Here is a 26159-nt window from a genome sequence, read left to right as displayed (position 1 = left end):
TGCTCCACTTGTAAAAATCAGATATTTCTTGCCAATATTCGTTAAAATAATATAGCGAATAATATTTCCTTCTGCAATAAAAATAATACCATTTTTTTTGCTTTAAATCAAATTATTATTTTCTTTTTTATTACTTTTTTGATTATTTTTTATTTCCTAAACCTTTTTGTACTAAACTAATTCTTATAAAAACCATACTTATTTATTTGGAAATAAGAGATTATACCCCCCTTGTATAATAAATTTATTATTTGAATTTTATATATAACTAAAACTGTATTGTTGGTAAAATCATATTAAATTCGCCATTTTCAATTTTATATTTATAAGTTGCCAAATTAGCCAGTTCTAAACTATGAGTAACTATTATAATTGACTGATTTCTTTCTTTATTTATTTTCATAAACAATTCATTTATAAGATTACTTGTTTCTGTGTCTAAATTTCCAGTCGGTTCATCAGCCAGTATTATATCAGGATCATTAATCATCGCCCTTGCTATTGCCACCCGTTGCTTTTCTCCACCTGAAAGTTCCATTGGCTTATGTTTTGTCCGTTTTGCAAGTCCTACAAGTGCCAGCAGCTCCTTTGCTTTTTTTTTAATTCCATTTTTATTCATATTTTTATTAATAAGTGCAGGCATCATAACATTTTCAAGTGCTGTAAATTCATTTAACAAATAGTGAAATTGAAATACAAATCCTATTTTTTCATTTCTTATGGCTGTTTTAGCCTTCTCATCCCTATAATGAATTTTTTCTCCACCAATGTAAATTTCTCCATCAGTTGGCTCATCCAAAAGTCCCAATATATTTAAAAGTGAAGTTTTTCCGCTTCCTGATTTACCTTGAATTGAAATAAAATCACCTTTATTAAAGGCCAAATTTATATTTTTCAGGATATGAATATTTTCAACTTTCGTCTTATAAATTTTATTGACATTTTTTAATTCTATTATTTTATTCATATTTTAACGCCTCCACAGGTTTTAATCTTGCTGCTCTTGCTGCTGGAAAAATTGTTGATAAAAATACAACGACAAATGTTACACCATAAATAATCAAAAGTTCCTTTTGTGAAATATACAGTGGTAATTCTTCTAAATAATAAGTCCCACCTTTCATATATTCTTTAAATAATGCCTTCAAAGCTATCAGCACAAGTGGAGATAAACAACTCGCCAAAATCATTCCAAAAACTCCAATTATTAAGCCTTCTATTGTAAAAATTCTTCGTACATTTTTATTTGTATATCCAATTGATTTCAAAATTCCAATATCCTTTATTTTTTCCCGCACAATCATATTCAAAATTACCGATACAGCAAAACTTGCAATAATCAAAAGCAAGCTTAAAATAGCAATTAATACAAATTTTTCAAATTGTACCGCCTTTAATAAATTTTGATTTATTGTTTTCCAGCTTATCACACCGTATTCTTTGGGATCTACAGCATTTCTCACTTGATTTAACACCTCATCAACTCTTTCTGGATGTTCAATTTTAATTCCAATTTCTGTTGCCACTTTCCCTTGATCTGACAAAATCTGCATTGTTTCCAAAGGTACAATCACAAGATTTGAATCATAATCTAAAAATCCCGTTTTAAAAATTCCTCTTACAATAAGTTTTATCTCTTTATTTTCAGCTGATACAATACTTATTTCCTTTCCAACTTTCAAATCCATTTCGTTAGCCAGCTGTTCACCAATCAAAACTGAATTAAGTTCTGAAATATTGTTATTTCCCTTCACTATTCTCAAATTAAGCTCATTTTTTACATTTTCTGGGCTAATTCCATCAGCCAATACACCTTTTGCCAAACCTTCGTTTTTTAATATTGACTGGCTATTCATTTGAGGAATAACAGCCTTTACACCTTTAATTTTTTTTATATTTTCTACAGTTTCACCAAAATTTTCAAAAAAAGTTGTTTTTTTATTTTTTATTAAAATATGTGGACTCATTGTTAATAACGAATTTATCATATTTTTATTCAATCCATTTGAAATAGTCATTGAAACAATAAAAACTGTTACTGCAATAGCTACTCCTAGTATTGAAAATATACTTTGAAATTTTCTTTCAACAATATGTCTAAATGCAATAAAAAATTCTACCATATTTTTATTTTGTTCCTCCCTTCTCATCTATTAAATTATGATTCAGTAACCCAATATCTTTCACTTCAACATAAAATTAAGACTTCCTTATTTCATAATTTTTATTTATTGAATTTTTAATCCATATAACTTTCAAATAATCCTATTATTTTACATCACTTGACATTTCATGTGAAATATTATAATTCTCCATAAGTGCCTCTTTTTGGGCCTTAACTTCTGCCACATCTAGCACAATTTCATTCCCTTCCTCATCTTCAAAAATGACAAATTCACTATTTGTATTTTTAACTTTTTTTACAAAGTCATTAAAATCCTTATATTTTTCCCCATTAATTTTCGTAATAATTTTGTTTTCCAAATCTGAATACCCTAAATTTACATCAAATGGAAGGACTCTAACCAATATAACAAGTCCATCATAATCCTTAAATAATTCCTCCCTGTCATAAATTGCAGGCAAAGTATCTGTAGGATGCTCTTGTGAAACTGATGTGATATAATTTGTTGTAAGCGGCTCAAAAATCAATCCACCATAAATATAATACGAAGGAGCTTCCTGCAGCTTTGTACTTTTTACAACACTATATTTTATATCTGTTTTCTTTAGCGTCACTTGACCCTTTTCAATTTTTTTATCTCTTATAATTTCATAACTTAAATTTTGTCCATATTTCTTTTCTTGATTCACAAAGTTAAAATCTGTCTTTTCATTTTTACGAAATTCTACTGTCCCATCTGATTCAATATCTTTCCCGTCTAATTTTAACAACACATCACCTCTTTTCAAAACTCCATTAAATGGTGAATTTTGAAAAACCTTTTTTATAATAATACCCTTTGAGTCATTTTTCAATCCCAGCATTTTACGTTGTGACGTACTTTCCAATTTTGCCCATTGTATTCCCAATTTTGGAGGTCCATCGTAATTTCCATCTTTTATATCGTCTAAAAAGTTATTAAGTATATTAACAGGAATAAAATATCCAATATTATCAGCTTGTGTAAGTCCAGCAAAAGCAACTCCCACAACTCTTCCATTACTTAAAACTGGTCCTCCGCTATTTCCACTATTAATTGCAGCATCAGTCTGTCCAATCAAAAATTTTTGATTTGTCAAAGTATATGTATTATGCTCCATTCTCGAAACAATCCCTCTAGTCGTACTAAGTTTATCCCCACCAAGCGGATATCCGTAAACCGTAAGATTATCTTCAATTTTTGGAAGCGCTCCCAATTTCAATGTAGTCGTTCCATTAAAAAATGCCTTATCTTCCACATCAATCATTGCCAAATCATATTCTTCCGAAATAAATTTAACATTTGCCTTATATTTCCTAGAATCTCCTTCTTTTCTAACTTGCAGAAATTTTTCATTTAATACAGCATGAGCATTTGTAATAATTCTATTTCCATCTATAATAAATCCTGTCGCTGTTGAATTAAAATCCTGCCCATTTTGCCAAGGGGAAGCATAATTAAACATCTGATGTGCAGCATAAACTTTAACAAGTGCCTTTTTTACTGAACTATCATCAGCAAAAATAAATCCACACAAAAGCAAGTTTATTATAAAAACTATTTTTTTTATATCCATATCCCAAACCTTTCTCAAATACTTTGAATATCCATTTTTTCTCCAATTTGATTTTGTATTAATTTTAAAAATAATAATTCATTATTTATATTCAATCTAATCTGTATCTTTTTCTTATCTTTCGTTATTATTTCCAAGAATTTATCTACTTTACTTGAATTTACTCTCATTATTTTTACACTTGCACTTTCAATATTTTCCATACTAATGTGTATTTTTCTCAAAAATATTTCATTATTTTCAATTACAATCTTAAAATTAAACAAAAGAAATACAGCTACTACAACATATCCCAAAAGAATCACAATAAAAATAATTTTTATGAACGTAAGTCTTTCAGCTCCGCTAATTCCTTTATAAAGTGAATGAATCGCTATAGCAGCAATTATTATAAAAAAAATAGATGACGAAATCATATATTTAAAGTTTGCTCTAAAAATATACTTACTTTTCTCATCTTTTATTTCATATTTATCAAGTTTATTTTTTAAATTTTCTATATTCATAAAATTGTTCATCATTACATGATTTATAAAAATAAAGTATAATAATTTTAAAAAATTACTTAAAACAAATTATTCTGTAGTTTTATAAATTTCTTCTCCTTCTTTTTTTAAATTCAAATTATTTCTTGCATACTTTTCATTCTTTTCGTCTTCATCTGAATTTTTTTTCTGAGCTAGTAATTTATTTTTTCTATTTTGGAGTTCTTTTATCTCATTATCTGTAGTAGTTAAACTAGCCAGCATAGCCTTTTTCCCCAAAAATACATTCACACTTTGTCCCATAAAATAAACTACTAAACTAAAAAATATAAAATTCCCAATAAATTGTAGTTTTTTCATTATTCCTCCTATTTTGATTTATTAATTTTTCTCATTTTTATTCTTAGTTTATTTTTTATCTTTTCTTATTTTTTCAATTTCTTTTATAAAACTATCCAAACTATCAAATTTTTTATAAACAGAAGCAAATCTTACATAAGCAATCTCATCTAAATTTATTAGATATGAAAGTATTTTTTCTCCCAATTCACTAGATTTTATCTCTCCTGAGTATTCCGTCAATATCTCACGTTCAATCTTGTCAATCGTTTCTTCAATTTTTTCAATATCAATATTACGATTTTCAAATGCTCTGACAATCCCATTATAGACCTTCTCACGTGAATAGGGCTGCTTTATTCCACTTTTCTTTATTACAATTAATGACAATTCAGCAACTTTTTCATGAGTTGTAAATCTTTTTCCACATTTTTCACATTCACGTCGTCGCTTAATTGAGTTTCCTTCAAAATAGGCACGACTATCAATAACCTTCGTGTTTTCATAACCACAAAATGGACATCTCATAATTTTTACCCTTATCTTTCTGAATCTCTTTATTTTCTTATTTTAATTAACGACATCTACTATTAACTGAAAAAAATTATAAATCTTTATTTTTACTATCCATTTATTTCTTCATCTCGAATAATTTCAATAATTTCTTTGTTTGATCCAGCCTTTAGCAAATTATCTATAAATCTATCTTTCCTTATCAATCTCGATATTCTCGCCAATACTTTCAAATATTCCTGTGTCTTATCTTCCGGACACAAAAACATGAAAAAGATATTTACATTTTCATTATCTAGTGATTCATAATCTATCCCGTTTCTCGAAATTCCAAAAGTCGCTATCAATTCATCAACAGCTTTTGTCTTAGCATGTGGCAATGCAATTTTTCTTCCAATTCCAGTTGATCCCATTTCTTCTCTTGCAAAAATATCATTCAATCCTAATTCTTCATCTTTTATTAAATTTGTCTTTTTCAAATTATTATATAACTCTTTAATTATCGCACTTTTATTTTTTGATTCTAAATTTAGATTTATTGTATCCACTTTGATATAGTCAGCAATATTTTTAGTTTCCATAAAATTCCTCCATAATAAATTTCCTTATTTCTAATTCAGTCTGCAAATTTCTATTTATAAAATTTTCAAAAATTACAATCATTTTTTTTAAAAAACTTATATAATTTTCCATTTTTTCCTGAGTTTCATTCATATTCGCACTATTTCTTTGAATTTTCAAAAGTTCCCTATACTTTTGTATATTTTCCTCTTTATTTTTTCCGATCATAATACTAATTTCATTTATATCATAAATTCCATGTTCTATCATTATTCTCCTCAAAAATGATAACGTAACATAATATTTATATCCTTTTTTCACGTATGGAAGAGCATCAATAAAACTTAATATCTCTACTAATTTATCAAAAAAATCTCCATTTTCCTCAGTCATATAATAAATTTTATCTATACTATCCAGTATATACAATGATATTTCCAATTTCTCAATATTTTTCAAAATATTTTTAAAATTTTTTATAATTTCTACGTCTTTCACAACATAGTAGTTATTTCTTTGAAGAAGTGTAATTTCAACTTCATTTAGCGGATTTAAAGAAACAATATTTCTTTTTTTAGATTTTCGAATACCATAAGCTGTTGCCATAATCTTCCCATAATATTTACTAAAAAGTGTTACTAATAAATCCGCCTCTTTCATTTCCTTTTTTTTTAAAACAATACAATTTGTTTTTATTATTTTCATATTCTACGTTTCACATTTCTTATTTTTTACTTTATAAAGTACTAATTATCTAAAATTTGATAATCTATAAATTATTTGTGAACTTCCATCTTTTACAGAAATCTTTGTTGGAAAATAATATCCATTTGAAGACTTGTAATCACTAAAGTTTACAGTATTTCCATTACTTCTTATTGCAGTTAGCCAATTATTTGAGAATGTAAACGTATCTCCGTTTCTAGTTTGCGTCTTTTTAGAAGTTATACCTCTTAATTTGTTAAACACAGATAATATACTTGCTTCACTTTTTTCAACTCTTTGAGTAACAGTCTGTTTTAATTTTGGATAGTAAATCGTTTTTTTACTTCCACTAAAAGTATAAACTTCTCCTTTATTTACACTTGGTGCTGTAATTGTCAACTTCATTGTTCCTGAATTATATGCCATTACATAGCTTTTACTTCTTTTTCTTCCGTTAATCGTCGCATCTTCAGTAACATTTACCGTAAAATTTCTTTTTTCCCAAAAATCCTTAGAAAATGAAAATACTGAAACCAATAAAAATAATAATATAACTTTTTTTGCTACCGTTAATTGTCTTAACATAACTAAACTCACCTCTTTTTTATTTTTAAAATAGTCTATACACTTATACTATTTTGTATATCTTAATACAACTTTCTTTAATTTATTTGTGAATTTTCTTTGTTTTGTTGTTCTTCTTCAGCTTTTACCTGATTTTGTATATGAGTATTAATTACATCATTAACACTCCACTTATAAACTAGCACACTTTGAATATCAAATACATTAAAGCTTGGCTTAAATCTTATTTCTTTCATTTTGTTAAAATCATTTAAATTTGTTACTTTTAAACTTCCTATTTTTAATCCTCTTGGTAAAATATCACTTACTCCTGAAGTTTCTACATCGAATACTGTATTTTTGTCAACTTTTCCTTCATTATAATTTAAGATAGAAAAAGTTCCATTTCCATTCCCACGCAAAATTTGCTGATCGGTTCCATTTAGTACGACACTTAATTTGGAAGTTTTACTTGTTAATAACGTTACTTCTGAATATTCATCACTTACTTTGGAAACTTTTCCAATAAGGTATCCATTAAACATTACTGGTAAATTTATTTTTATACCTTGAGCTGATCCCTTATTTATATACATTTTTTCTGACGAATTTCCACTTTCCACAAGTGCCACATCTGCCGCTATAAACTCAGATGGATTTTTTTGACGCATTTCCAACATTTGTCGTAATTTTTCATTTTCTCCCTTTAAATATGCAAACTCCATATTTTGAACTTTATTTTTTTGTAACTCAAAATCCCTGTTTTTATTATTTTCAACATATTCTTCTATATAACTAATATCATTAATTCTCGATTTTAATTTCAGAATTTGAGTATAAAGCATACTTTTAACCTTTACCAATCTGAAATTTACTGCCTGAGTTACTCCATCTAAAAACGTAAATGAACTTGTAATTCTATTTTTAAAAGCAAATAATATTATTACTATAATTATTATAATTAAAATTGTTCTACCTGTACCTTTTTTTTCAGAAAAATCCATTATTATTTAATCCTCTCATTTTTTTATTTCAAGGTCATCATTTAATGTCAATTCACAATAAAAATGCCCTAAAATTAAGCCGTAAAAAACATATTTTTAAAAAAATTACTAAGAAATAGAAATTTAAAAATGATAAAAATTATGTGATTTCAGCTTTAAAGCGATATTATTATAATATCATATAACATACATTATATCAAGTGTTTTTATAATTTATTTTTTTATATGATAAAACCACTTAAATCTCAAAATATCTATTTTATACTTTTATACTAAACTCCATTTGAATAACAAATATATTATAAATCTTTTTGCAGATTGAACCTAATATTTATTTTCAAATAATTAAAATAAATATCCGCTTTTTAAACGAGGAATAGTATTATACTGTCTTAAAAAATTACTTTCACTAATAATTTTAGAAAATAAACTACTTCAACTTATAGAAATCCTATGACTTTCTGCTATCTTTTGTTAAACAAATTTTTTCTAAAAATAACAAAAAGGTACTCTTAGATAAGTACCCTTTTTCAAAAATTTATTCTTGACCAACAACAGCTCTATAACGTCTTTCAAGTTTTTGACGTTTTTCAGGATTATTTCTTAAATAAAAATTTACCTTTTCGATTATATCTGGAGTTGCCTGTGTTCCTTCTTCCACAACTTCAACTGCAACATTTTCATCCTCAACAGCTGTTCCAGAAGTTCCAGTTATAGAATCTACATTAATTCTTTTTTTTATAATCTTTTCAGGCTTTGGTGCTGCCTCTCTTTTAAGAGCCTCTTTTCTGTATTCTTCAAGAATTTTTTTTGTATTTACATCAGCAGCTGCCAATATTGAAATAGCCGCAACTCCAATTAAAATAAACTTTTTCATCTCATCATCCTTTCATGATTACTTATTTTATTATATTTTAATAATAATTCTAACTTTACTTGTATTATATCAATATTCTTCAAAAACTTCAAGAAAAAAATTTTTAGCTACTCTTTAAATTCATTGATTTTCTTAAAATTAATAATCTTATTCACTTTAATTTTTCAAATTAATAAAAAATTAAGTTAAAAAAAATCTAAATTAAAGTAAACATTGTTATAATAAATGTACCAAAGTTCAAAGGTAGATTGGAGGTTATAATGAAAAAAATATTGATGCTAGCTGGAGCTTTGATTATATCTGCTGTATCATTTGCAGATTTAGAAAGCACAATCAAAAATCACTATAGTAACAAAACTATAGATTTAACTGTTGTATCAAAACCAAGACAAGAGGTGACAAGTAGTGGAGCTGCTTCAACAGCTGTAAGAGATCAAATTATCTCATTTGCGCAAACAAAATTAGGTTCACCATATGTTTGGGGAGCAACTGGTCCGAATACATTTGATTGTTCAGGCTTCGTTGGTTACGTATTCAAAAAAGCTGCTAATGTAAGCTTGCCTAGAGTTTCAAGTTCACAAGCAACATTTAAACCAAGAATTTCATCAATGAATATGACGAAAGGCGATTTGGTATTTTTTGAAACAACTGGAAAAGGTCGTATTTCTCACGTAGGTATCTATATGGGTAATAGACAGTTTATTCACGCTTCTTCTGGAAGTAGAAGAGTAACAGTTTCTAGTTTAGACAGTAATTTTTACAACAAGACATTTAGATGGGCAATTAATCCATTTAGTTAATTTATGAATTAATTTCTTATAAATAAATATATTCTTTACATAAATTCTTGTACACACAAGAACAAAAAAAAATCATTAATCGATTTTAAAAAAAACTTTGGAATGAGGAGTTTTATCTCAACTGAGGAGATAATACTCCTTTTTTTATAAAAAATCAAAAGAAATAAAATATAATCCTTATTTTTTAAATAAAATTTATTTAAGGAGCGAGTAAAAGCATTATGAAAATTAACAGATTATTTGAAATTATATATTTATTACTTGAAAAAAGGACAATTACTGCAAAAGAGCTTGCTGCACATTTTGAAGTGTCCATAAGAACAATTTATAGGGATATTGATATTCTCGCTTCCGCTAGTATTCCTATCTATTTTCAAAGAGGAAAACATGGCGGAATAAAATTAATGGATAACTACATAATGAATAAATCCCTGCTTTCCCAAAAGGAACAAAACGAAATACTTTATGCCCTCCAAAGCCTAAATGCCACAAACTACTTCAACAACGATAAAACTCTCTCAAAATTAAGTGCCATTTTCAATCAAAAAGCAGACGACTGGATAAAAATAGATTTCTCAAGGTACAACAATGATGACGACAATACCCTATTTGAAAAATTAAAAGAAGCAATATTGACTAAACAAACTGTAAAATTTGACTACTTCAATACAAAAGGTAAGCATTCTGAAAGAACTGCAGATCCCCTGACTTTATGGTTTAAGGAAAAAGCCTGGTACTTATTTGCCTATTGCCACAAAAAAAATGATATTCGTCAATTTAAAATAACAAGAATTAAAAATCTAACTTTAACAAACGAATATTTTGAAAAAACAATCAAAGACTTTGAAATAAATAACAAGAAAAATACGGTAGAAAATATAAAAATCATAGTCGAAATAGACAAATCACAAGCATACCGTGTCTATGATGAATTTTCTGAAGAGAGTATAAACAAAATGGAAAATGGCGATTTTGAAATTATAATGGAATATCCTGAAAATGAATGGATTTACGGCTATCTTCTATCTTTTGGAGAACATTTGAAAGTGAAAGAACCAGAGAGAATAAAGAAAATTTTGTTTGAAAAAATTTCAAAAATGAAGGAAAATTATGTTTAAAAATAATAGTTATCCTTATCTTAATTTTTTAATAGGAGTAAAAAAATGATAAAATTTGGTAAAAAATATAAAAATAATAATATGCCATATATTTTAAATATAAATGACAATGTAGATAATGTATTAAAAATAATAGTTTCTCTCCCTTATTCTGGAGAAAAAGGTTCTGAAGCGAGTAATGCAGGAAATAAAGATCTTGATGAAATATTAAAAAAAGCTTATCCTATTTTGATCGACTATAATGAAATTTATGAGATAACATTTGAAAGCTATATAATGTATCAAACTAGAAATGAATCTTTTGCATATCCTGATGAAAACAGTAACGTTTTAGGAGAGTATTTCACAATAATTAAAAATTCTTCATATCTTAAAATGGTAGAAAATATTACTTTTTATTATGATATGTTTGGTGACAAATACACACACTATGGAATTCTTTCATGGAATCATGTAGTTGACATTATTTCAGCAGAAAAACCTAAAATTGTAAAATTAGAAAACTATGCTGAAGAATAAATAAATAATATCATTATAAATATGACATACTGATGTCATATTTTTTGTATTATAATATCTATAGAAAATTTTAAAGAGGAGGAATTTTTATGTTAAATAGTTTTTATCCTGTAATTTTAAGTAATAACATAGAGGAAACAGGAAATTTTATAAAAAAGCATTTTAATTTTAAAGAAACATTTGTCAGCGATTGGTATATCAGTTTGAAACATGAGAATAACTTTGAGATAGCAATTATAGATAAAAACCATGAAACAATTCCAGAAAGATTTAGGCAACAATCTAAAGGAATTATATTAAATTTTGAAGTTGAAGATGTTGATAAAATATATGAAAGGATTTCAGAAGATAAAATATGAACATATTGCTAGAAATACAAAATGAGGAATGGGGACAGAGACATTTTATTTTTGAAGGTCCTGATAATCTTCTGATAGATGTTATACAGATTATAAAACCAACTGAAGAATTTTTAAAACAATACAAACAAATTGATAAAGGTGGTATAATTATGAAATATGAAATAGTAGAAATTAAAGAAAAAACTCTTGTTGGATTTAAAACAAGAGTGAAAGATGATGAAACAATGTCTGAAAAAATTTCAAATTTATGGGAAAAACTGTATTCTGAAAAAGGTGCCAAAAATATAAAGGACAGAACAAATAACAATGCTATTGGAGTCTATTATAATTACAGTAATGAAAATGGCTTTGAGTACGACTGTCTTACAGGCTGTGAAGTGAAAAATAAAATTGATGAAATTCCTGAAGATATGACAAGTCTAGAAATTCCCGAAGGAAGATATGCAAAATTTGTGATTTTTGGTGATCCTGTAAAGGCTGTTGGAGAATTTTGGTATAAATTTTGGGAAGAATTTGGGAAGGAAAAATCTGATATAAGAAACTATACTTATGATTTTGAAGAATATATAGCAGGTAATCATTATGAAAATATGGAAATTCACATTTATATCAGCATAAAATAATAACTAGGAGATGATAATTATGGCATTTGATTTTAAGAAAGAATTTAAAAAATTTTATAGACCGTCAGAAAAACCTGAAATTATAGAAATTCCTAAAATGAATTTTATAGCAGTGCGAGGAAAAGGAAATCCCAATGAGAAAGAAGGGGAATATCAAAAAGCTGTTGAAATGTTATACGGAGTTGCCTACACTCTTAAGATAAGCTATAAAACAGAATACAAAATTGAAGGATTTTTTGAATATGTTGTTCCGCCACTAGAAGGGCTTTGGTGGCAGGAAAATGTAGAGAATGAAAATTATCTGTTAAACAAGGAATTATTTAACTGGATTTCTTTAATTAGAGTACCTGATTTTATTAAAGAGGAAGATGTGGAATGGGCTATAAAATGTGCTACTAAAAAAAAGAAAAAGGATTTTTCAAAAGTTGAATTTTTCAGCTATAATGAAGGACTTTGCGTACAATGTATGCATATAGGAAGCTACAATGATGAACCCAAAACTATTCAAAGAATGAATGAATTTGTACAAGAAAGTGGGTACAGTATTGATTTAACAGATAAAAGACATCATCATGAAATTTATTTAAGTGATCCAAGAAAGGCAGATATAAATAAACTGAAGACAGTGATAAGACAGCCTGTTAAAAAATAAGGAAAAATTAAAAGAAAGTCTAAAATTTTACATAAACTTAAAATATAATTACAGCACAGGATGATAAAATTACCATCCTGTTTTTTTATTCTTCCTTAAGATATATAAATATTATTTTAAAAAATGTGCATAAGTGAAATCTGCAATTCCAGTAACACTTCTTCTCACAACATCTTTTATCTTTGGATTTCTGTAATGATTTTCTACTGAAAAATATAGTGGCGAAATTACATTCTCATCAATCAGTATTCTCTCAGCTTCATTTATTTTTTTATCTCTTTCTTTAGAAGACGGTATTTTTGAGATTTCTGTTACTAATGCATTGTATTTAGCTTTAGACCAGACATTCATATTTAAGTTATCATCTTTTTTCCATCTATCTAAATAAGATAAGGCATCATCGTATTTTGGCGACCATGTATTCAATACTGTATCATAATCTCCAGATCTAGTTTTTGATAATCTTTCTTTAAATGGTACAGTTGAAACATCTGTCTCCAGTCCTAATTTTGTTCTCAATTCCTCTTGAATGAACTGTATTTCCTTTACTTCTGGATCTGAGTTTCCTGATAACAATCTTAATCTTAATCTATTAACTCCAAGTTCTTTTAATGCTTCTAAATACAATTTTTTAGCTGTTTTAATATCATTATCTTTAAAATAATCTTTATCTGGATAACTTTCCCTATATTTTTTACTATATCCTGAAATTTCGTTACTTATAATTGATTTTGCAACAATTGATCCATCTTTCTTAATTTCATTTACATATTTCTTTCTATCAATGACTATCGAAATAGCTTTTCTCAATTTAGAATTTTTCAAATATTTATTGCTTAAATTAAAATCAAGATACCAGACTCTTCCATTAAAATATGTATCTAAAACCTTATTTTTCTTATATTTTGACAGACTATAAGGCTCAACTCTTGACATATCAATTTCTTTATTTTTAATTAAATCATCAACTACTCTAAAGTCTTTTGAAATAACATATTTTATTTTTGGAATTTTTATATTTTTAGCATTCCAATAATCCTCATTTTTTTCTAACAAAATCTCTTCTTCCTGTAATTTTGTTATTTTATATGGTCCATTAAACAAGAAGTCATCCAGCTTTACTGCATATTTATTTTCTCTAGATTCATAAAACTTTTGATTTAGAGGTACCGAAATTGGCAAAGTTAAAATATATTTGAAATAAGCTGTAGGATGTTCTAGTTCTATTTCCAGTGTCTCATCATCAATTGCCTTAACTCCCAAAGCGTCTGCCCCAACTTTTCCGTTATAATACTTTTCCGCATTTTTTATAGGAAACAGCATCTCAGAAAATTGAGCTGCAACCTTAGGATTTAAAACTCTTTTAAATGCAAAGACAAAATCATTCGCTACTATCTTTTGACCATTGCTCCATTTTGCATTGTCTCTCAATTTGAATATCAATTTATTACCGCTTTCCTTAAAGCTCTTGGCAACTCCTCCCGTATAATTCCCTTTTTCATCCAATCTCAATAATCCTTCATATATGCTTGAATCAACTTGAACTGCTATCATCTCTGTAAATAAATGCGGATCCAAAGTATTGTAATCACTTCCAAGATTAAAGACTACTGTTTCTTTATTATTCTTGCTGTTCTTAGAACACCCCGCTAATAAAAATACAAATATTATCAACGTAAAAAATATATTTTTTTTCATTCCTGCCGAATATCTTATACTCGATTCTTCAGATATCTTTTAACAACATTTTAGAAATCAATTTATCCAGTATAAATATCCTTTTCTCTCCTCTCATTTATATTTTTAAAAACTAATTATAATAATTCTTTCTTTAGTTCTTCAACTTTATCCAGTTTTTCCCAAGGTAAATCAATATCAGTTCTTCCAATATGACCAAAAGCTGCTAAATCTTGATATCTAAATGATGGCTTTCTCAAATTCAACGATTTTTGGATTCCATTTGGTGTTAAGTCAAATAATTTTGCAACAGCCTCTTCAATTCTTGTTTCTTCAACTGTCCCAGTTCCAAATGTTTCTACACGAATTGATACAGGTTCAACAACACCTATCGCATAAGATAGCTGAACTTCACATTTTGTAGCAAAGCCTGCCGCAACAATATTTTTTGCAATCCATCTTGCTGCATAAGCTGCCGATCTGTCAACTTTGGATGGATCTTTTCCAGAAAATGCTCCTCCACCATGTCTAAAATATCCACCATAAGTATCAATTATAATTTTTCTTCCAGTAAGTCCAGAATCTCCGTGAGGCCCTCCAATCACAAATCTTCCAGTTGGATTAATATGGAATTTTCTCACGTTTTCAATATTCAAGTCATATTTTTCTAATACAGGTTTTATTACAAGTTCTTTCAAGTCTTTTTCAATTTGCTCATTTGTAACATTTTCATCGTGCTGTACAGATAAAACTACTGTATCAACATTCAATAATTTTCCGTTTTCATCGTAAGCCAATGTAACTTGAGCTTTTGCATCTGGTCTTGCCCAGGCAAGTGTTCCATCTCTTGTAATTTTAGTCAATTTTTGAATAATTCCACGTGATAATACAAGAGCCAGCGGCATTAACTCTTCAGTTTCATTAACTGCTCCACCAAACATAATTCCCTGATCTCCAGCACCACCTGTATCAACTCCCATTGAAATATCAGGTGATTGAGAATGAATGACATTCATAACGCCACAATCTGAATCGAATCCCATTCCTGGTCTATATCCGATTTCATAAATTTTATCCCTCACAATTTTTTGTACATCTACATAAGTTTTAGTTGTAATTTCTCCCCCAACAACCACAAGTCCAGTAGTTGCAAATGTTTCGCATGCTACTCTTGAAGTTTCATCATCTGCAAGACAAGCATCTAATATTGAATCTGAAATTTGATCACAAATTTTGTCTGGATGTCCAGGTGATACAAATTCTGATGTAAAATAAATTTTTTTAGCCATTTTATTTCCTCCTAATTTTCCTTTTTTATTCTTATTTAATTTTATAAAACTTTCAATTTATTATTATAGTAAAATTACCTTAAAACTGAACTCAAAAGCTATGACTATTTACTCAAACCCCAGATTTTTATAATTTTTAGCAGTTCTATTTTAAACAAGTTCGAGTATATTATCTAAAAAAAAACTCTTCCACTAAGGAAGAGAATTAAAATTCTTATCCTTATCTTTGCATTTTTATGCCGGATTTAGCACCTTGTTTTTACAGGTTGCTGGATACTCAAAACGGGCCGTTCCCTAGTATCTCTCTTGATAAGTTTGGATTAAATTGTTCTCTGAACCTCCCACGACTAAAGTCGCAGGGTTCTAAAATCTTTAAAAGTATTTAAAAATTTTCTAAGAAGTTTGATAGCACAACAACTATCCTTATTCTTTTAGGCGTGTTCAGCCCGCCCCTATTGTATAGGACAACATTTAAGTCCACAACTTTACTTTTCTTTAGAATATTTAATACTCCATTGCAGTCTTCAATCAAAGAATATTCTGCATTTTATCTACTAAAATTTTTCCATATGCCTACTAAATTTTCGTGCAATTCATCTCACAACTAAAGTTCCGAGTGTTCTTGCGCTATTTCATAAAATTTTAAGTTTGATTTTCAAATAATTTTGTTACGAAATTAGTATATAATATTTTTACTAAAATGTCAATATTTAAAAAAATATTTTTTATTAAATTTCATCTAAGTGAACTATTCTGACTTATAAAAAGTCTACGACTTCTTGCTATCTTCTGTTAAATTTACTTATTATATTCGGCTGCTTTTTTCTTCATAATTTCATCTATATTTACATCTTCAGATTTTTCAGAAGGTTTTGCTACTTGTGATTTTGGTTGCTTATCTTCTGGCTTAGTTTCAGTTTTTATAGATTCTTCAGCTTTATTTTTGCTCTTTACATCATTAAGCGTGCTTTCTGTAAGGCTAGAAGAGTTATTATTTCCTAGGAATGTTTTTACCCTTTTTTCACTTGATTTCTTTTCATTAATAACTCCACCTTTTTCAATTCTTTCTACTGTGGCAGCAGCATTTTTATCACCATTTTTAGCTGCAATTTTATACCATTTTAAAGCTTCTGACATATTATTTTGCTGATGATACGACATTGCAATTGGCATTGCCATAGCTTTATTTCCAGAATTATAAGCCTTTAATAAATATGGACGTGATTCTGATTGTTTTCCACCATCATATAAAATCGCTCCAATTTCATAATTTGCTTCCTTTACACCACGATTTGCAGCTTTTTTAAACCATTTTAAAGCTTCAGAATCATTTTTTAATTCTTTATTTAAAAGTGCTACACGGACATCAGCTTCTTTTATTCCTGCATTATACGCCTTTTCAAATTCAGCTTTAGCTTCCTTGTATCTTTTAGCCTTTATTAAATCCACTCCTCTATTGTATGCTTCAGCACCTGGACGCATTCTTATTTGACGTACCCTTTGTCCACCAACTACTCCAGCATTTCCAGTACTTGTTACTGCACCTCTTGGAAGTTTTGCAATCAACTTATTAGCTTCTGCTGTATTACCTTCCTGCTTCAAAATTACTGCTAAATTATATATTGCTTCTGGATAATTTCTGTCAACACCATATTGTAAAATTTGTTTTACTTTGTCCATATCCTTTAAATTATAATAAAGCTGTGCAAGTGACATAATTGATTCCTTATCTCCATTTTGTGCCTTTGTCAACGCTTCTGAAACCTTTACAGGATCAATTTGATTGTCAATCAATTTTTGCTGTTCTTCAGGAGTTAAATTCTTTATATCAGGATTTCCTTGTGCTTGTCCCCCAAGATTGAAAATATCTGTATTGATATCTTTAGTTTGCTGTTGCTGTTGTGTTTGAGTATTTTTTTTATTATTTTTTTTCTTTTTAAAACAAGATACTGACATCATCCCAATTGCTAAAATTACAACTACAAGCATTATTTTTCTTTTCATTTTCGTTCATTCCTCTCTCTTATTTCTTTTATTTTTAATTTTTTTGATCAAATAAATCACAAATCAAACTTCATTGATTAAAATGAACCTAATTGTGTTGCATCTAATATTTTATACATAAAATCTGTACTCGCCTTTGTAGTCGGTTCATCATCAAAATTAACGGTAAACAGCCCATCTTTATTTTCCCATAATCTATCAAAATATGTGTAAATATCCCTTGTCAATTTAGAATCTTTATTTGTCAAAATTCTAAAATTAGCATCCATAATATATCCACGTATATTTTTTTTGATTAAATTAGCTGAACCAGTTTGTATTATAACATTACCATCTGTTTTTTTGATTAGTGTTATCTTTGTATGATATTGCTCATTATTAGTAAAATACCATTTTACTTCTATTTTATTTTTTGTCTTTTTCTTTAACTTTTTAGAAACTGGCTTATTTGGAAGTCCATTAGTACTCATTCCAAAAGCATCCCTACTCCTGTCAAAAATAATCCTAATTTTTACTCCACGATTTGCCGCCTTTATCAATCTATCAATAACCCCTCTATCAGCTAGAAAATACATTCCCATAAGTATCTCATCTCCAGCCCTCGTACTATCAATATCCTTATCTAAATGCTCACCAATCTTCGCCTCAGTTACAAATTGCAACTTATATTTATTATTTTCATCATCAAATCTAGTAATCGTATCCCCATCCTTCATATTATTTTGATGATCCGATTCCTGGCTTTTTTCAGGAAACTCTCCAGTTTGTGCAAATCTTCTTGTTTCCTCTTCTACAAAATCTTCCCTTTTTTTCTCAATTTCCCTAACTTTTCTTTCATTTTCATCTTCTAAAAAATTATTTGCTGCGAGATTATTTGCTCCACTATTTTCATTCCTAATCAAATTCCCAATTTGACTATTATTTACTTTATTTTCCTGCTTCTCATTAACATCAATCTTCCCGCCTGAAAATTCAGCTACATGCTGCAATCCATTCAAAACATCCTTCGTAATTTCACCATCGGCTGATATTGCCACATTTTCATGAAAATAACTAGGATCATGAATATTTGCACTCGAAATCACAACATTTTTCTCATTCAAAAATATTTTTCTATGATCTGCTTTTACATTTAAAGCTCTAAATAAATTTCTCAAAGTCAATTTAGGCCACATTGGGCCATAAAAATCCCCAATCCAGCCTTTTCCCTGAGGATTTCCATGAGGCTCTATCAATGTTCTCCAAATCGGTGAATACCAAGGAAATGTATCCTTTAATTTAAAAATATCCACCACTATAACATCAATTCCTGCATTCTTCATTTCTGTAACAAACGGATGCTCAAATGCCCCATACAAATTATTATTCTCGTCTGAAAGCACATACACCTTCAAATTAGGATTTTCCATTTTCTTTTTGATAAGCCTTCTCGTATATTCCTTAGCAAACTCTGGGAAATGCTCCTTATCCTTATTATAAATATCATTAAACAAAAACATCTCCACAATCAGATAATCCTTCGCCTCGTCTACAACCTTATAGGTTGCATCCCAAATTTTCCTATCATACCGAATATTTCCATCCTTGTCAAGATAAGTCAAATCATAATGAAACTCAACATTATCACTATCCCTTAAAGGACTTTCATAATCTACTCCAAGCGGTGGGGTTTTTATTGTAGAGCATGACATTGTAAAAACTGCTAAAATACCAACTAGCAAATACTTTTTTCTTCTTGCTAAATCCATTATCTTATTTTCTCCTCTAGTATCTTAAATTTTTTCTATTTTCCTAATTTACCAAATTATTTATCCATTTCCTGCTTCTCAACCTTATCACACAAGGAAATATCTTTATAACTTCATCACTGCATGAAAGCAAATACACAATCGCAACTGGCAATCCTGAATACAGTCCTGAAAAATACGTAATTGGAATCGCAATGAACCAAAGCGGTATTAAATCAGTAAACATTGTCCAAAGTGTATCTCCTCCAGAGCGTAAAATTCCAACTAGCAACTGCAAACTAATTGCCTTTATAAAAATTACAAAAACTTCTGCCTTTACAATTTCCTTTGCCAACGGATAACTTTTTGCATTTACGTGAATCAATATAAATGGACTGAAAATAAATACAATTGCTCCAATAATGACACCTGAAAGAATGGCTACTTTTAACAATATTATTGAATAATCATAAGCCTTATCTTCTCTTCCTGCTCCAATTTCATTTCCAATTATAGCTGAAGTCGCACTTGAAAGTCCAAATAACAATGTTAATACAAGACTGCTAATTGATTTTACAACTTGAACTGCAGCCGCAAAATCTGTCCCCATTCTTCCAAAAATCATCACATACATACTTGCTCCAAGTACCCATAATATTTCGTGAATAAATACAGGAAGTGATATTTTCATAACTTTTATAAAAAAATCCATTGACAAATCAAATAACTCGTTTATTTTACCTGCAATTGGTAATTTTAACTTATAAATTATGTAAATTATATAAAAAGTGCTTATAATTCTTGCAATAACCGTTGCAACTGCAGCACCACGCACTCCCATCGCAGGGAATCCAAAATGTCCAAAAATCAGCACATAATTTATGACTACATTTATCAAAAGTCCAATAACACTTGAATAAAATGAATACTTTGTTTTTCCAATTGCACGAAGCTGTATATTAAACGCAAATCCCACTCCCACAAGCGGATAAGTCCAAGCCACAATTCTTAAATAATCTGCTCCAATTTTTATAACTTTGCTATCATTCGTAAATACAGAAATTACAGCTTCTGGAATAAATAACCCAGCGAAAAGGAACAGCAATGAGAATAAAAAACCAACAATAACAGTTATTCCAAGACATCTTTTCAAATTCTTGTAATCCTTATTTCCAAAATACTGTGCTGCTAAAATTCCACCACCACTATTCATCCCAAAAAGCGATGTCATAAAGATCATAAATATTTGATTAGCAAAACCTAACCCAGCAACTGCCATAGTTCCTAATCCAAGTACTACATTTTCATTTCCAACCATAAACATATCCACAAAATTCATAAGTGCATAAATCATATTTTCAATCGCCACAGGCAATCCAATATTAATTACTTTTTTATAAACTAATTTTTTATTCAATATTTCTGCTTTCATTCGCTTCCTTTCTTCTTTTTCCTATTTTATGTTAATCTAAATCCTCTAATGTTGAATATTCTGAAAAAATTAACAGATGATCCGACACATATTTCTTTATTATAGCATAGTTATTATTTTTTATGAAGTTATAAACTCCAAAATTTCCAGTAAATTCCTTTGTTTTTTGTTTATTTATAAAAAAATTATCATAGGAACTTACTAATTTGCTATCTGAAAGTGTCGTTAAATTTTCTTCAGGATTCAAAATATATGAAATACCATATTTGTCAAGCATATTCTTAAAAGCCATATTATCTGCTGATGTATTAAAATCTCCAGCAATAATTACATCATCTTCATCTGTCAATTTGGAAAAATATTCATAAACATTAACATAACTTGCCGCCTCCAGCAATCTCTGCTTTTCCTTATCTCCAAATACTGAATGTGCTATAATATAAACAAAATCAAAATTCCCAGCCTTAAAATAAGCCCCGTAAGGCTCCCTCATAAACTCATTTTCATCCTTTTCTTTATAAAATCCAAGCCCTCGTGCCTCTGAAAATTTACTTCTTCTATAAATAAATGCAAAATATTCCCGATAATTCTCACTTCCTACAGAATTTTCTGAAATAATGTAATCCCACTTCTCTTTAGTCAGCTTTTCCAAATACGCCTGAGTTTTCTTAACCCCCTTTTCATTCATAACCTCTTCCAGCCCAATTAAGTCAAACTTTGCCAAAATCTGTGCAAATGCCTTGTAATCCTTTTGCTTTTCCCCCAGCCTAAGCGCATTAAACGACGCAACTAAAACTGTACTTTCATCTTGATTTATCCCAGTTTCCTCATTTATCTTCCCTTTTTTAAAACAAGAAAATACTCCAAAAAATAAAAATACAAAAAATAATCCTCTAATTATTTTATTTTTCATCTCAATCAACCCCTTGATTTTTTTATTTTTATTTAATTAACAGATCTATCTGATAATTTAATTTTTTTATTTAACAAAAATTCAAAACTCCCTTATTCCATAATATTTATTTTATTAAATTCTATTGCAAAAAATTAATCTATATTTAATTTTATGTCATTTCTTCAAAAAAAGCTACCGTTCCTTCGATAGCTATAATTTATTATTTACAATTTTAAATTTTTATTATTAATTTGCTCTTTCGATGTATTCACCAGTTCTTGTGTCAATTTTGATTTTGTCTCCGATTACTACAAATAAAGGCACTTGCAAGCTATACCCATTTGCAATTGTTGCAGGTTTTGTTGCTCTTCCAATTGTATCCCCTTTTAATCCTGGTTCAGTATAAGTTACTTCTCTAATTACTGTGTTTGGAAGTTCTACTCCAACTGGAGTTCCTTCATACATCAACACTTGAATAATCATTTCTTCTTCCAAGAAGTTTACTGCATCTCCTAAATCTTCTGCTCTTAAAGCAATTTGTTCAAAAGTTTCCTGATCCATAAAGTTATATTCCCCATCAATTTCATATAAAAATTGCATTTGGTTTCTGTCAAGAATGATATCATCCATAAGTTCTGTTGCCAAAACTGTAATTTCTTGAATTTTCCCAGAAATTAATTCTTTTGTTTTGAATTTTACTTCTGCTGCTCTTTGTCTTTTTCCTGATGTTGATTGATGTCTTTCAGCTTTTAGTATTAAATATGGAATGTTATCCTTTCTATACGTACTTCCTTGTCTTAATTCTGCTGCTGGTTTCATTAATTTTTTCCTCCTAAATTTTACTTTTTATTTATAATTTGTTTTCTAATCTATTCTTTTTCTCAATTTAAGAAATTATTTTTAAAATGAATTTATTGCATTTAATATTTTATTAAATATGTAGCTGTCACTACTACTCTCATTTTTTTATAAATCTGATTGGCTTCATTTTCATTTATTTTTCTCACATCCTCTGTATCTTCCAACACTTCAAATTGCCCTTGACTCATATTTTTTAATCCGCCAATTTCATTATTATTTACCTTTAACATTTCAATAGCTCTTACTTCAGCATTTCGTGAAGCATCTACAACCATATCCTTTTTATATCTTTCAATATTTGTTATAAAATATTCTGGCTCATTTATCTGAATATTATCGCTTTGAAGCTTTAATTCAGATAATTTTTCAAAAAACTCCTCAGCCTTGTCAATATTTTTAGTAACAATTGAAATTGTTTCAACTCCATCATAATCTGAAATTTTAGTATTTGGCACAACTGCAGTGGAATTTACAGCTATCTGCTGTTTTGTATTCGATGTATTTTCAATATAATTTGGCTGAATCCGTAAGTTTCCGACATTATAATCATTTTCATTTATTTTCAAATTTTTAATCAAGTCGGTAACCAATTTTTCCTTTTCTGACACACTACTTTTTAATTCATCAATATTTTCACTCTTTTCAGAAATTACAATGTTTATAAGTGCCTTATCAGCCTTTATTCTACGTTCTGCCACTCCCTTTACTGTAATTCTGTTTTCATCCTTATTTGCTTTATTCATAGCATTTGAAATTAATGCTGAAGATATTATTAACCCAAAGGATAATATTGTAGGAATTATTATAAATTGTATCTTTTTCAATTTTTACTCCTTTACTGAACTTTATAAATTATTATAATATTCAAGTATTTCAAAATTATGATTCACACACAAAAGTTCTATCAAATTATAGATTATTTTACAAAAAAAGTCAATTATTATCTTCCCCACTTTTCAGGATTTTTACTCCATTCCAAAGCAATTTTTGCTTCATCTTGTGTCAAATAATCAGTTTGAGCCAATAATTTTATTAAAACATCAAAATTTGAAAGTGAACTGAACTTACAATTGTATTTTGCATAATTTTTCTTCGCACTGTCAAATCCGTAAGAAAAGATTGATTTTACTTCCAGCTCCTTCACTTCTTCCTTTTGAAGCACATCAACTGCAATAAGGCTGCTTTTTCCTGTTGTAATCAAATCTTCAATTACAACAACTTTTTTCCCTTTAACTTCAGCTCCTTCAATCTGTTTTCCTACACCATGATCTTTTGGCTTGTTTCTCACATATGCAAGCGGTTTTTTCATTCTGTCGGCAATAAATGCAGCCCAAGGGATTCCCGCTGTTGCTACTCCCACAATCACATCCACATTCTTGTCAATTCTTTCAACAAATGCTTCAACAATTGTGTCCCTCTCATCTGAAAAACCTAGGACATAGCGGTTATCACAGTAAATGGGGCTTTTTATCCCAGAAGCAAATGTAAACGGCTCTCCCACATTAATTTTTACCGCTTTCACATCAAATAATGCCTTTGCTACCTTTTCTTCCAATGTTAAATTCACCATTTTTTTATTTCCTTTCACCTTTCAAATTTTGATTTTTTTACTTTATTTCTAAATATTTAATAATTATCTAAATAGAGGTAAACAAATTACTTCAAAAAATTAATTTCCTTTCCATTATGACTATCATTAATTTTTCCATTTTCATAAACAATTTTTCCATTTACAATTGTCATTGTGTTTTTTCCCTTTAATTTCCAATTTTCATAAGGAGTCCAGCCACACTTTGACTCAATTGTGTCATCTACACCAACAATCCACTCTTTTTGCGTATCAACAACTATTATGTCAGCAAAAAAACCTTCCTGCAACTTCCCTCTTTTTTCAATTTTCATTATTTTCGCAGGATTTTCACACATCAACTTTTGTATTGCTTCAAGTGATATTTTCCCTTCGTTAGAGGCATTTATCATAAGTGCAAGCGAAGTTTCCACTCCTGGCATTCCAAATGTAATTTTTTCCAGTTTTTCACTTATCAAATGTGGTGCATGATCCGTTCCAATTGTGTCAACTTCCCCACGATTTATTGCCTTCCACAAAAATTCATTATCAGATTTTTCTCTTAATTCAGGCTTCATTCTTAGAAGCATTTTATTTCGTTCTGTACTTTCACGAATTTCAGTATTTAAAAATAAATGATGAGGAGTAACTTCGGCATAAACTGGATGTTCTTTTGTATTCAATTCATTATTTCTCTTGGCATTTATAACTTTTTTCAATTCTTCTGCTGAAGGAATATGACAAACGTAAAGCCCTCTTCCATAATTTTTATTTAATTCTATCGCCTTGTCAATCATCTCATTTTCAGCGTGAACCAGTACCAACTTAGAATTTCCAAACACTTTTTTCAATACTTCATCATCTTCAATAAGCATTTCTCCAGTTGTTACATTCATAAAAATTTTTACAGTATTTGCATCACCATTTTTCAAAACCTTTTTTATTTCCTCAACATTGTCATTTTTACTTCCACCAAAATGAAATCCAAAGTTCACAATCGACTTTTCACCTGCCAATTTTTTCTTTTCCAGCAAATTTTCCAATGTCGTAGTCGTAGGAATCGTATTTGGCATATCATAAAAAGTCGTAATACCAGCTTTGGCACATGCACGTGAACCTGTTGTAAAATCTTCTTTGTATGTAATTCCTGGCTCCCTCATATGTGTATGCACATCAATAATTCCTGGCATTACTAATTTATCTTCAACATCAATAATTCTCACATTTTCATTATTTTTAAATTTGCTTTCATCAATATTTTCAGAAATTTCTTCAATAATTTCTCCATTTATCAAAATTTCAATTTTATTTCCAAGAACATCCGTTCCATTTTTTAGAATGATAATTTTATTTTTTGTCATTTTCACTCCTAAGTTCATCAATTAATTTAATTTTTATCTACCTTCTAGACTTTTTAACAGTCTTTCCATTTTCAAAATTTGCAAATCCAATTTTTCATCTAGTGACATATTTTTTTCTTTATTCCTTTTAGCTTTAGCTTCTAATCTTTTTTCCTGTGCAGGCGTAAGTTTTTTAGCTTTTGGTGCTTCTTTTTGAACTGGTGCTGCCGTTGTCTGAGGCTTTTCTTCTGTTTCTACTGTTTGATTTGATTCTGTTTCCTTTTCTGTTTCTGCTTTTTCTGTTTCATCTGAATTTACCTGATCTTGTTTCACATCTACATCTTGAGTTGTTTCAACTTTTGTATCTACATTCTTCGTATCTGTATTTTCACTATACCCAAGTTGATACGCTCCCAAAATTCCCAATACTAATAGCAATACTTTTTTTCTCATAATTTTCTCCTTCTATGTTTATAAATTTAATACTCCTTATTTTAATACATTTTCCTTTGAATTTCATTATTT

At 28.6% G+C, this 26159-nt stretch carries 28 protein-coding genes and 1 riboswitch; of the genes, 6 read left to right on the top strand and 22 right to left on the bottom strand.

Going from position 1 to position 26159, the window contains the following annotated elements:
* Nucleotides 1-268: 268 nt before the first annotated feature.
* From FVE73_RS03605 to FVE73_RS03555, 11 genes are all read right to left on the bottom strand, one after another.
* Nucleotides 269-967, bottom strand: a complete 699-nt coding sequence (locus FVE73_RS03605; protein WP_018498637.1) for an ABC transporter ATP-binding protein — start codon at nt 965-967, stop codon at nt 269-271.
* Nucleotides 960-2123, bottom strand: a complete 1164-nt coding sequence (locus FVE73_RS03600; RefSeq protein ID WP_018498636.1) for an ABC transporter permease — start codon at nt 2121-2123, stop codon at nt 960-962. Before FVE73_RS03600 ends, FVE73_RS03605 begins: the two co-directional genes overlap by 8 nt.
* A gap of 145 nt (nt 2124-2268) precedes the next feature.
* Nucleotides 2269-3720: a S1C family serine protease gene (locus FVE73_RS03595; protein ID WP_036059818.1), complete on the bottom strand. Its 1452-nt coding sequence runs from the start codon at nt 3718-3720 to the stop codon at nt 2269-2271.
* A gap of 14 nt (nt 3721-3734) precedes the next feature.
* A complete protein-coding gene (locus tag FVE73_RS03590) occupies nt 3735-4226 on the bottom strand; it encodes a hypothetical protein (RefSeq protein WP_018498634.1) in 492 nt (163 codons plus the stop codon).
* A 69-nt stretch (nt 4227-4295) separates the two neighbouring features.
* Nucleotides 4296-4565 carry a septum formation initiator family protein gene (locus FVE73_RS03585; RefSeq protein ID WP_018498633.1) on the bottom strand — a complete coding sequence of 90 codons (270 nt, stop codon included), beginning with the start codon at nt 4563-4565 and terminating at the stop codon, nt 4296-4298.
* A 48-nt stretch (nt 4566-4613) separates the two neighbouring features.
* Entirely contained in the window at nt 4614-5072 is a 459-nt protein-coding gene (nrdR, locus tag FVE73_RS03580) for a transcriptional regulator NrdR (RefSeq protein ID WP_018498632.1), read from the bottom strand.
* A 95-nt stretch (nt 5073-5167) separates the two neighbouring features.
* Nucleotides 5168-5638, bottom strand: a complete 471-nt coding sequence (locus FVE73_RS03575) for a PTS sugar transporter subunit IIA (protein ID WP_018498631.1) — start codon at nt 5636-5638, stop codon at nt 5168-5170.
* Nucleotides 5628-6323, bottom strand: a complete 696-nt coding sequence (gene recO, locus FVE73_RS03570; RefSeq protein WP_018498630.1) for a DNA repair protein RecO — start codon at nt 6321-6323, stop codon at nt 5628-5630. Before recO ends, FVE73_RS03575 begins: the two co-directional genes overlap by 11 nt.
* A 45-nt stretch (nt 6324-6368) precedes the next feature.
* Nucleotides 6369-6908, bottom strand: coding sequence for a hypothetical protein (locus FVE73_RS03565; protein WP_018498629.1), 540 nt, complete (start codon nt 6906-6908; stop codon nt 6369-6371).
* A gap of 77 nt (nt 6909-6985) precedes the next feature.
* Entirely contained in the window at nt 6986-7891 is a 906-nt protein-coding gene (gene mreC / locus FVE73_RS03560) for a rod shape-determining protein MreC (RefSeq protein ID WP_018498628.1), read from the bottom strand.
* A gap of 538 nt (nt 7892-8429) precedes the next feature.
* On the bottom strand, nt 8430-8768 hold the full coding sequence (locus FVE73_RS03555) for a hypothetical protein (RefSeq protein WP_018498627.1): 339 nt from the start codon (nt 8766-8768) through the stop codon (nt 8430-8432).
* A gap of 260 nt (nt 8769-9028) precedes the next feature.
* Here FVE73_RS03555 and FVE73_RS03550 point away from each other — a divergent pair, with 260 nt between their 5' ends.
* From FVE73_RS03550 to FVE73_RS03525, 6 genes are all read left to right on the top strand, one after another.
* Nucleotides 9029-9568, top strand: coding sequence for a C40 family peptidase (locus FVE73_RS03550; protein WP_018498626.1), 540 nt, complete (start codon nt 9029-9031; stop codon nt 9566-9568).
* A gap of 221 nt (nt 9569-9789) precedes the next feature.
* Nucleotides 9790-10686 (top strand): helix-turn-helix transcriptional regulator, encoded by an 897-nt coding sequence (locus FVE73_RS03545; protein WP_018498625.1) that lies wholly within the window; start codon nt 9790-9792, stop codon nt 10684-10686.
* A 45-nt stretch (nt 10687-10731) separates the two neighbouring features.
* The gene (locus FVE73_RS03540) at nt 10732-11205 is read left to right on the top strand and encodes a hypothetical protein (RefSeq protein WP_018498624.1); all 474 of its coding nucleotides are present in this window, start codon (nt 10732-10734) and stop codon (nt 11203-11205) included.
* Between the two features lie 89 nt (nt 11206-11294).
* On the top strand, nt 11295-11564 hold the full coding sequence (locus FVE73_RS03535) for a VOC family protein (RefSeq protein WP_018498623.1): 270 nt from the start codon (nt 11295-11297) through the stop codon (nt 11562-11564).
* Nucleotides 11561-12190, top strand: a complete 630-nt coding sequence (locus tag FVE73_RS03530) for an effector binding domain-containing protein (RefSeq protein ID WP_018498622.1) — start codon at nt 11561-11563, stop codon at nt 12188-12190. The genes FVE73_RS03535 and FVE73_RS03530 overlap by 4 nt, the downstream gene beginning before the upstream one ends.
* Before the next feature lie 19 nt (nt 12191-12209).
* Nucleotides 12210-12842 carry a GyrI-like domain-containing protein gene (locus FVE73_RS03525; RefSeq protein ID WP_018498621.1) on the top strand — a complete coding sequence of 211 codons (633 nt, stop codon included), beginning with the start codon at nt 12210-12212 and terminating at the stop codon, nt 12840-12842.
* A gap of 111 nt (nt 12843-12953) precedes the next feature.
* Here FVE73_RS03525 and FVE73_RS03520 read toward each other — a convergent pair whose 3' ends face one another.
* From FVE73_RS03520 to FVE73_RS03470, 11 genes are all read right to left on the bottom strand, one after another.
* A complete protein-coding gene (locus tag FVE73_RS03520) occupies nt 12954-14540 on the bottom strand; it encodes a peptide ABC transporter substrate-binding protein (protein WP_018498620.1) in 1587 nt (528 codons plus the stop codon).
* Between the two features lie 116 nt (nt 14541-14656).
* The gene (gene metK / locus FVE73_RS03515) at nt 14657-15808 is read right to left on the bottom strand and encodes a methionine adenosyltransferase (RefSeq protein WP_018498619.1); all 1152 of its coding nucleotides are present in this window, start codon (nt 15806-15808) and stop codon (nt 14657-14659) included.
* A 217-nt stretch (nt 15809-16025) separates the two neighbouring features.
* A riboswitch (SAM riboswitch) is annotated at nt 16026-16124 on the bottom strand.
* A 482-nt stretch (nt 16125-16606) separates the two neighbouring features.
* Nucleotides 16607-17812 carry a tetratricopeptide repeat protein gene (locus FVE73_RS03510; RefSeq protein ID WP_018498618.1) on the bottom strand — a complete coding sequence of 402 codons (1206 nt, stop codon included), beginning with the start codon at nt 17810-17812 and terminating at the stop codon, nt 16607-16609.
* A 77-nt stretch (nt 17813-17889) separates the two neighbouring features.
* Nucleotides 17890-19560, bottom strand: coding sequence for a phospholipase D family protein (locus FVE73_RS03505; RefSeq protein WP_018498617.1), 1671 nt, complete (start codon nt 19558-19560; stop codon nt 17890-17892).
* A 43-nt stretch (nt 19561-19603) separates the two neighbouring features.
* Complete coding sequence (locus tag FVE73_RS03500) at nt 19604-20971, bottom strand: MATE family efflux transporter (protein WP_018498616.1); 1368 nt, start codon at nt 20969-20971, stop codon at nt 19604-19606.
* 31 nt (nt 20972-21002) lie between these two features.
* Nucleotides 21003-21884, bottom strand: coding sequence for an endonuclease/exonuclease/phosphatase family protein (locus FVE73_RS03495; protein WP_018498615.1), 882 nt, complete (start codon nt 21882-21884; stop codon nt 21003-21005).
* 228 nt (nt 21885-22112) lie between these two features.
* Nucleotides 22113-22685, bottom strand: a complete 573-nt coding sequence (gene efp / locus FVE73_RS03490) for an elongation factor P (protein WP_018498614.1) — start codon at nt 22683-22685, stop codon at nt 22113-22115.
* Nucleotides 22686-22786: 101 nt separating this feature from the next.
* The gene (locus FVE73_RS03485) at nt 22787-23551 is read right to left on the bottom strand and encodes an SIMPL domain-containing protein (protein WP_018498613.1); all 765 of its coding nucleotides are present in this window, start codon (nt 23549-23551) and stop codon (nt 22787-22789) included.
* A 116-nt stretch (nt 23552-23667) separates the two neighbouring features.
* Entirely contained in the window at nt 23668-24297 is a 630-nt protein-coding gene (gene pyrE, locus FVE73_RS03480) for an orotate phosphoribosyltransferase (RefSeq protein ID WP_018498612.1), read from the bottom strand.
* Between the two features lie 86 nt (nt 24298-24383).
* The gene (locus FVE73_RS03475) at nt 24384-25655 is read right to left on the bottom strand and encodes a dihydroorotase (RefSeq protein ID WP_018498611.1); all 1272 of its coding nucleotides are present in this window, start codon (nt 25653-25655) and stop codon (nt 24384-24386) included.
* A gap of 33 nt (nt 25656-25688) precedes the next feature.
* Nucleotides 25689-26087: a hypothetical protein gene (locus FVE73_RS03470; protein WP_018498610.1), complete on the bottom strand. Its 399-nt coding sequence runs from the start codon at nt 26085-26087 to the stop codon at nt 25689-25691.
* Nucleotides 26088-26159 lie beyond the last annotated feature (72 nt).

The sequence above is a fragment of the Leptotrichia wadei genome, from assembly GCF_007990545.2.
GTDB classification, from domain to species: Bacteria; Fusobacteriota; Fusobacteriia; order Fusobacteriales; family Leptotrichiaceae; genus Leptotrichia; species Leptotrichia wadei.
This window is presented reverse-complemented; position numbering and strand designations above follow the sequence as displayed.

Excerpts from the sequence above, each read along its gene's own strand:
- nrdR (WP_018498632.1), bottom strand. The coding sequence starts at position 5,072 with ATGAGATGTCCATTTTGTGGTTATGAAAACACGAAGGTTATTGATAGT.
- FVE73_RS03500 (WP_018498616.1), bottom strand. The coding sequence starts at position 20,971 with ATGAAAGCAGAAATATTGAATAAAAAATTAGTTTATAAAAAAGTAATT.
- FVE73_RS03605 (WP_018498637.1), bottom strand. The coding sequence starts at position 967 with ATGAATAAAATAATAGAATTAAAAAATGTCAATAAAATTTATAAGACG.
- pyrE (WP_018498612.1), bottom strand. The coding sequence starts at position 24,297 with ATGGTGAATTTAACATTGGAAGAAAAGGTAGCAAAGGCATTATTTGAT.
- FVE73_RS03540 (WP_018498624.1), top strand. The coding sequence starts at position 10,732 with ATGATAAAATTTGGTAAAAAATATAAAAATAATAATATGCCATATATT.
- FVE73_RS03565 (WP_018498629.1), bottom strand. The coding sequence starts at position 6,908 with ATGTTAAGACAATTAACGGTAGCAAAAAAAGTTATATTATTATTTTTA.
- FVE73_RS03555 (WP_018498627.1), bottom strand. The coding sequence starts at position 8,768 with ATGAAAAAGTTTATTTTAATTGGAGTTGCGGCTATTTCAATATTGGCA.
- FVE73_RS03505 (WP_018498617.1), bottom strand. The coding sequence starts at position 19,560 with ATGGATTTAGCAAGAAGAAAAAAGTATTTGCTAGTTGGTATTTTAGCA.
- FVE73_RS03590 (WP_018498634.1), bottom strand. The coding sequence starts at position 4,226 with ATGAATATAGAAAATTTAAAAAATAAACTTGATAAATATGAAATAAAA.
- FVE73_RS03475 (WP_018498611.1), bottom strand. The coding sequence starts at position 25,655 with ATGACAAAAAATAAAATTATCATTCTAAAAAATGGAACGGATGTTCTT.
- FVE73_RS03575 (WP_018498631.1), bottom strand. The coding sequence starts at position 5,638 with ATGGAAACTAAAAATATTGCTGACTATATCAAAGTGGATACAATAAAT.
- FVE73_RS03550 (WP_018498626.1), top strand. The coding sequence starts at position 9,029 with ATGAAAAAAATATTGATGCTAGCTGGAGCTTTGATTATATCTGCTGTA.
- FVE73_RS03600 (WP_018498636.1), bottom strand. The coding sequence starts at position 2,123 with ATGGTAGAATTTTTTATTGCATTTAGACATATTGTTGAAAGAAAATTT.
- FVE73_RS03510 (WP_018498618.1), bottom strand. The coding sequence starts at position 17,812 with ATGAAAAGAAAAATAATGCTTGTAGTTGTAATTTTAGCAATTGGGATG.
- metK (WP_018498619.1), bottom strand. The coding sequence starts at position 15,808 with ATGGCTAAAAAAATTTATTTTACATCAGAATTTGTATCACCTGGACAT.
- mreC (WP_018498628.1), bottom strand. The coding sequence starts at position 7,891 with ATGGATTTTTCTGAAAAAAAAGGTACAGGTAGAACAATTTTAATTATA.
- FVE73_RS03545 (WP_018498625.1), top strand. The coding sequence starts at position 9,790 with ATGAAAATTAACAGATTATTTGAAATTATATATTTATTACTTGAAAAA.
- FVE73_RS03530 (WP_018498622.1), top strand. The coding sequence starts at position 11,561 with ATGAACATATTGCTAGAAATACAAAATGAGGAATGGGGACAGAGACAT.
- FVE73_RS03520 (WP_018498620.1), bottom strand. The coding sequence starts at position 14,540 with ATGAAAAAAAATATATTTTTTACGTTGATAATATTTGTATTTTTATTA.
- FVE73_RS03470 (WP_018498610.1), bottom strand. The coding sequence starts at position 26,087 with ATGAGAAAAAAAGTATTGCTATTAGTATTGGGAATTTTGGGAGCGTAT.
- FVE73_RS03495 (WP_018498615.1), bottom strand. The coding sequence starts at position 21,884 with ATGAAAAATAAAATAATTAGAGGATTATTTTTTGTATTTTTATTTTTT.
- FVE73_RS03535 (WP_018498623.1), top strand. The coding sequence starts at position 11,295 with ATGTTAAATAGTTTTTATCCTGTAATTTTAAGTAATAACATAGAGGAA.
- FVE73_RS03595 (WP_036059818.1), bottom strand. The coding sequence starts at position 3,720 with ATGGATATAAAAAAAATAGTTTTTATAATAAACTTGCTTTTGTGTGGA.
- recO (WP_018498630.1), bottom strand. The coding sequence starts at position 6,323 with ATGAAAATAATAAAAACAAATTGTATTGTTTTAAAAAAAAAGGAAATG.
- FVE73_RS03525 (WP_018498621.1), top strand. The coding sequence starts at position 12,210 with ATGGCATTTGATTTTAAGAAAGAATTTAAAAAATTTTATAGACCGTCA.
- FVE73_RS03585 (WP_018498633.1), bottom strand. The coding sequence starts at position 4,565 with ATGAAAAAACTACAATTTATTGGGAATTTTATATTTTTTAGTTTAGTA.
- efp (WP_018498614.1), bottom strand. The coding sequence starts at position 22,685 with ATGAAACCAGCAGCAGAATTAAGACAAGGAAGTACGTATAGAAAGGAT.